A 5,621-nucleotide genomic window follows, 5' to 3' on the forward strand; every position below is an offset into this window, starting at 1 on the left:
GGAGGAGTAAGGAGTCAGGAGGTAAGAAAGAATAACAAAGAAGAAGGAAAAAGCAATAAGCACTAAGAGCTGATTTATAAAGTAAATATTAAGAGGATAAATACTTTACAGTGTAAGGGTTTGACACTATCTAAACCCCAAGGTCATAACTTTTGAAAAACCCATGCTAGAAAGGGATTTTAGCTCAGTTTACAAATCAGCTCTAAGGAAGAGGAGGAAAAGGAGAAAGTTTTTTTTATCGTTAATTATCCGGACATGATATAGTCTCTATTCCCTAAACTCGTAAAACTTTTTTTCTCATCAACTCCAAAACTGCTGTAGTTATCGTATAGTAAAATAAAAGATTATTTTGGTTTAGGGATGGGGGAGTAGTAGAATGCTTCGGCCACTGTAGTCTATCTATTTGAAAACTACTCTAGCAGTCCAAGCAAAGAGCCCGGACATATTAAAAGCTTAAAATTCAGAGAACGCAAGATGTTTTCAACTTTAGCCCATTCTTCTTCCTTCTCCTATATTTAAAGCGATGGCTCTTTTTCTCCCCTGGCCTATTCTGCTGAGAGTCGATCAGGGCAAAAAAATGTTACTTATACCCACATCATTTCTTAACATAAAGCTTGACTTTAGAGACGAGTTATGAGTGAGTCTTGGCTCGGCTTTTTCGGGAGAAAAAATGTATTTTTCCATACTTTTTTTTGACAACTTCAGTAGTTTTACTTAGCTAAATTGATTTTTTCTCCTTTCTCCCCTGCTCCCTGCTCCCCTGCTACCCATAAGGGTTTCAAGACTTATGGGTAAGGGATAGGTTTCTCAGGGGGGTTAAAGAGATAAAAATATAAAAATTTATTCTGGTTGTTCAACTGGAAATAATACAACATCTTTTTCTAACTTCTATTTATAAATCAGTAACCAATTTTACAAAAATTAAATTTTATTCAGAGTAGTTGCAAAAAGATTGCAACAGAAGTATACTTTGAATTAGTAACTAACTACTTATCTACTTACCTAGTTATCCAGCAAAAAAAAATTTGACAGAGAGAATGGGTGTATCTCTCTGCCAGTAATATTCTTGTATTTTATATCTGAGTGAAAGTTTTGTAGGCAATTAAAGTTTGAGAAGTTGAATTTCTGAAGCTTTGCTTGCAAATACCTACTAAAATAGAGTTTTTTGCTAGTGTATAAAGAATCTTTGACAACAAAAGTTTAGGTGTTGCATCTACCAGCTTCTTTTGTATAGTTCATTTTCTAGGAAATTCTTGAATTGCTACCTAATAAGTATGTGAACCTAGTTCAAGACTACTAATGTGTCTGGAGCTAGGAAGTGGTCTAAGTGATATGCGCGCTCTTCAGTTTTGAGTAGAATTTGCTCATAGAGGTAGCGAGTAGCGCGATCGCCTAAACTTTCAGCTTGTCCAGCAAGACGACGTAATAACTTAATTACTTCCTGTTCTGCTCCTAGATCGTGTTCGACCATAGCGCGAGAACTAAAACCTCCATCTACTTCAGGAGTAAAACAGCACATTTCAGCCAACTTAGCAAAGCTAGCAACGGGAACACCACCCAGACCATTTAAACGTTCAGCCAAGTCATGGACATGACCTCTTACATTATCATAACTTTCTTGAAAGAACTCATGCAGTTGATAGAACTCCGATCCTTCTACAACAAAATGATGTTTCTCATATTGGAGATATAAAGCTTGGAAACTGGCCAAAGCAGCGTTCATACCTTCACATACTGGTGTTGTTACCTCTTTTTCTAATCCAACTGGATTTTCCTTAACTTCACCAAATGCTTGTACTGGAGTAGCTGTAGTCATCTTAATGTATTCTCCTTTCAATTAACTTAATTTATTGCTAGTTATCTAGCTTGACTTATTGCTAACAGTTTTAAGTCTATCACAGTTAAAAGGAGAGTCAACCTGAGCCAAGACAGCAGATAGAAGATATTCTAAGTTAGCAAATTTTTTCGATCAAACTATTGAGAAAATTTAGCAGCTATTGTATAGTCAAAAATATAGGTACTCTGGTAGAGACACATCAGGACTACTAGAATCCTTAAGAGTAAATTTAGTGCTAATATATTGCAATTGTAAAAAAATGAGTACATTCAACCAGAGGCCAGACACTAGAGAGATTTTACAAATAAGCTCAATAGACCGATGGGAAGTCTATAAACGCTTACAAGAGTTAGATATTCATTGTTGGTGTGAAACAGAAAAGCCATTGCGGGTACAGCTCAAAAACACAAATGAAGCTACCCAATTAGAGAGTGTACTAAAACAATTCACTGCTAATCGTTGCGAATTGGTGCAATTGTTACAACGCTGTTTGCAGGTTAGCTAATATGCTGATTAATACCATAAGTTAGAGAGGGGCAAAAGTAATGTATTTATCACTAGAGATACAAAACTTTTAGTAATACCATTTCACTTAAAAAATGTCACAAATAGTTGGTCATTTCAGTTATCAGTTATCAGTACCTCTAGCTGTTTGCGCAGCATGACCTAGGAAAGCATTGGGATTGAAATATAGAATATCCTCTTTCTCTTGGTCTCATGGATACTAAGAGACCTCGCCATCCCACCCTACGGGAAGCTACGAAGATCGACCGCTTTTTATCCCCTTAAAAGGGGAGGCGCATACCCAGAATTTTTCGGTAACTGATGAAGTCAAATAATAAACTGAAATTACTGTAGAGTAGAGGTTTTAAGTATTTAAAATATAACTTTTGACTTCTTACTTTTGACTTTTGACTTTAGTGAAACGGTATAAGTATTTAAACCGACCCCTAGCCGCATAAATGACCATGACCTAGCAAAAATAACCAACAATGTCTAAATCCAAGAAGCAAATGACAAAATTTATCTTAGAAGGACAAATACAAGAAGTTACCGTTAAAGACGGCTACAAACTGAAATATATTCATGTAGAGACGCCAGCAGGTAGTAATTATACCATCAAACTTGCCAAGCCTTTAAGGAAGATTTTTGCCTCAGTATTAATACCAGGTTTAGGAGTAAAAGTAACTGGAGAAAGAACAGTTTATCGGAAAACTGGTGAAGAAGAATTGAAGGCTTTAAAAATTATACCAGATTTTAGCAATAACGCAATAACACCATGTAAAAATCATAATGTGGGATTAGTTGAAACTTTATCTAGCCAAGTAAAAGAGCAGAAGTTATCTGAAACTGAACATACTTGTAGTAAATCTCCACAAAAAATCACTGGAACTAATTCTAAATGTGCAGCGAAGAAAGCTCAGATTTTAGTGTGCCAAAAATCAGATTGCCAAAAACGGGGTGCAGGCAAAGTTTGTAAAGCATTATCAGAAGTATTAAGCGATCGCGGCTTACAAGACCATGTGACAATTAAGAAGACTGGATGTCTGAAAAAGTGTAAAGCAGGACCTAATCTAGTAATTATGCCTAACAAAGCCCGTTATAGCCGGATTAGTTCATCAGAAATTCCTGATGTTATTGAAAAACATTTTAGTTTAGAAGCATAACACAAAAGATTGCTAATTTGTAGTAAGTTTCTCTGGTTCCAATCTCTTGTTGGGGATTGGAAATATTTTACTGTTTATTTGTAATATTAAGGATTAAAATAGTGTAGGGTAAAGACAAAAAAGTTATTTTATGCCTACCGAATATTAATTTCAGGGAAGCTACTAAATAAATTAATAGCAATTAAGGAAGACTAAAAAAGTGTCACAAACTAAGCCAACTATTTTAGTGACTGGGGGAGCAGGATATATTGGCTCTCATGCAGTGCAGGCCCTACAAACTGCAGGTTATGAAGTCGTAATTCTGGATAATCTTGTCTATGGACATCGGGACATAGTAGAAAATGTCCTGAAAGTAGAGATGATTGTGGGAGATACAAGCGATCGCTCTCTATTAGACAAAATTTTTGCCACTCACAATATAGCAGCAGTAATGCATTTTGCTGCATATATTTTTGTAGGAGAGTCGGTTAAAGACCCCCAAAAATATTATCACAATAATGTAGTAGGTACACTAACATTATTAGAAGCAATGTTGGCAGCATCTGTGAAAAAATTTGTATTTTCTTCTACTGCTGCTATTTATGGGGAACCACAGACTAGTCCTATTCCTGAAGACCACCCCAAAAATCCGATTAACCCTTATGGGGCGAGTAAATTGATGGTAGAGCAAATACTTTCGGACTTTGAGGTTGCTTATGATTTTAAGTCTGTTTGTTTTCGCTATTTTAACGCAGCAGGGGCGCATCCTAATGGTTTAACTGGAGAAGATCATAATCCGGAAACTCATCTAATTCCACTGGTATTATTAGCAGCATTAGGTAAGCGAGATGCTATCTCAATTTTTGGCACAGATTATTCTACCCATGATGGGACTTGTATTCGGGATTATATTCATGTATGTGATTTAGCGGATGCTCATGTTTTGGGGCTAGAATATTTATTGAATGGTGGTAACAGTGAAGTATTTAATTTAGGTAATGGTAATGGGTTTTCTGTCAGAGAAGTGATAGAAACGGTTAAGAATGTAACTGGGAAAGATTTTAAAGTAATAGAATGCGATCGCCGACCAGGAGATGCACCAGTTTTGGTAGGAAGTAGTGACAAAGTAAGGAAAGTGTTAGGTTGGTCTCCTAAATATCCAGAGGTGCAAAATATTGTTACCCATGCTTGGCAATGGCATCAAAAAAGACACGGGAATTGAAAGTTAAAAGTCAAAAGTCAAAAGGCAAAAGTAAGAATAATGGTATAGTCGTGGTTACAACTAATCTTTATGATGGAGATTATTTGTCTGTCTTTAGATATAGCTTTGTATCAGAAAGCTGATTTTTTACCCAAATAAAAGTCGTTGTTGCGCTTTAGCTCTCCCAGATATATTTAGGGGGTATCCAGCGCAACTATAAACAAATAAATTTTTGATAATTCAATTGCTACATAGTTTGAATTGAGAAAAATAAAACTAATGGTTATTCCAGATATTCCTGATGGTTGGAAATATGTTATTAGCTCGTTAGTTGGTGGAAGCATCGCGATATTTGTCACTTTCTTAAACAATCGCCATCAACTCAGTAAAGATACCAAGATTTGGGAAAAAGAAAAATTGTGGGAAGGTTATCAAAAGTGTATTTCTAATTTAAACTTAATTGATAGTTTCTGGACGAATTTGAGCGCAGAAAGCGGAGTCAATTATGTTTTGAAAATAGAAGAAAGAGAAAAATTTTTTACCCTATATTCAGAAATACTTCCTTATTTATATTGGATCATATGTAATTCGGGCTTGCTGATTAAATCTAAAAGCATTGACATATAAAGACAAGTGCCTTTTTGGGGTCGAAAAAAGTACCTGTTTTTAAGCTCTTGATGCTCAAAAAGGAGCGTATTTTAGGCAATAGTTGGGCAGAAAAATCATTCTTACAATTCTTACTCCTACCTACTCGCTCATTCCCCTAACTCCTGTCTCCTGTCTCCTGTCTCCTGTCTCCTACCCCACCAAAAAGACTTTCCATATGCAAACCCTAATTATCCAAATCCCCAATCAGAAGAAATAAAAGCATTGAAAGAAATAATCGGGGAAGAGGAAATAAAAACAACATTTCAGATGAAAAAACTAATTTTTTTTA

The 5,621-nt window shown here is 35.6% G+C and carries 5 protein-coding genes; 4 read left to right on the forward strand and 1 reads right to left on the reverse strand.

The genetic code is table 11. The annotated features are described in order from the left end of the window. Positions 1-1,282: 1,282 nt before the first annotated feature. Entirely contained in the window at positions 1,283-1,816 is a 534-nt protein-coding gene (locus F6K13_RS15800; protein ID WP_124142801.1) for a Dps family protein, read from the reverse strand. Between the two features lie 280 nt (positions 1,817-2,096). On the opposite strand from F6K13_RS15800, the gene F6K13_RS15805 reads away from it, so the two are divergent. From F6K13_RS15805 to F6K13_RS15820, 4 genes are all read left to right on the forward strand, one after another. After that, on the forward strand, positions 2,097-2,342 hold the full coding sequence (locus F6K13_RS15805) for an Asr1405/Asl0597 family protein (RefSeq protein WP_124142802.1): 246 nt from the start codon (positions 2,097-2,099) through the stop codon (positions 2,340-2,342). Between the two features lie 487 nt (positions 2,343-2,829). Continuing rightward, positions 2,830-3,504, forward strand: a complete 675-nt coding sequence (locus tag F6K13_RS15810) for a (2Fe-2S) ferredoxin domain-containing protein (protein WP_240038741.1) — start codon at positions 2,830-2,832, stop codon at positions 3,502-3,504. A gap of 199 nt (positions 3,505-3,703) precedes the next feature. Continuing rightward, positions 3,704-4,705, forward strand: a complete 1,002-nt coding sequence (galE, locus tag F6K13_RS15815; protein WP_124142803.1) for a UDP-glucose 4-epimerase GalE — start codon at positions 3,704-3,706, stop codon at positions 4,703-4,705. 258 nt (positions 4,706-4,963) lie between these two features. Then, positions 4,964-5,311 carry a hypothetical protein gene (locus F6K13_RS15820; protein ID WP_124142804.1) on the forward strand — a complete coding sequence of 116 codons (348 nt, stop codon included), beginning with the start codon at positions 4,964-4,966 and terminating at the stop codon, positions 5,309-5,311. The last annotated feature ends 310 nt before the right edge of the window (positions 5,312-5,621 follow it).

It is taken from the genome of Okeania sp. SIO2B9, from assembly GCF_010672505.1.
In the GTDB taxonomy this organism is placed as follows: domain Bacteria; phylum Cyanobacteriota; class Cyanobacteriia; order Cyanobacteriales; family Microcoleaceae; genus Okeania; species Okeania hirsuta.